Genomic DNA, 456 nt, shown 5'->3' with positions numbered 1-456 from the left:
GCGGTCTCCCGGGGCGGTCTTCGGGCTGCTGGGCGACGAGAGTCGCCTCCAAATCCTCCAAGCCCTCGGTGAGACGCACGATGAGCCCGTTCCGTTCGCCGAACTACATCGCCGGTCGGGGGTGGACGACAGCGGCCGGTTCAACTACCACCTGGGGAAGCTGCGCGGGACCTTCGTCCGCCGGACCGACGACGGGTACGAGCTGACATACGCCGGCCGGCAGGTCATCGGCGCGATATACGCCGGCCTCTACACCGCCAACGCGACCGTCGAGGCCATCCCCGTCGAGGGGAGCTGCCCCGTCTGTGGAGGTGGCCTCGTCGCGGAGTACGCCGAGGAGACCGCGACCGTCGACTGTACCGCATGCGAGGACTTCCACAACGACTTCGGGTTCCCGCCGGGCAGCCTCGACCAGTTCGAGCCCGAGGAGCTCCCGCTCGCCTTCGACCGGTGGAT

At 68.9% G+C, this 456-nt stretch carries 1 protein-coding gene; it reads left to right on the top strand.

Going from position 1 to position 456, the window contains the following annotated elements; genetic code table 11:
* Positions 1-456, top strand: a 456-nt coding sequence (locus tag D3D02_RS19695) for a helix-turn-helix transcriptional regulator (protein WP_147435793.1), incomplete at both ends; no start/stop codon positions are given.

Origin of the sequence: Halobellus sp. Atlit-38R (assembly GCF_003665925.1) — an archaeon.
GTDB lineage: Archaea > Halobacteriota > Halobacteria > Halobacteriales > Haloferacaceae > Haloquadratum > Haloquadratum inordinatus.
This window is presented reverse-complemented; position numbering and strand designations above follow the sequence as displayed.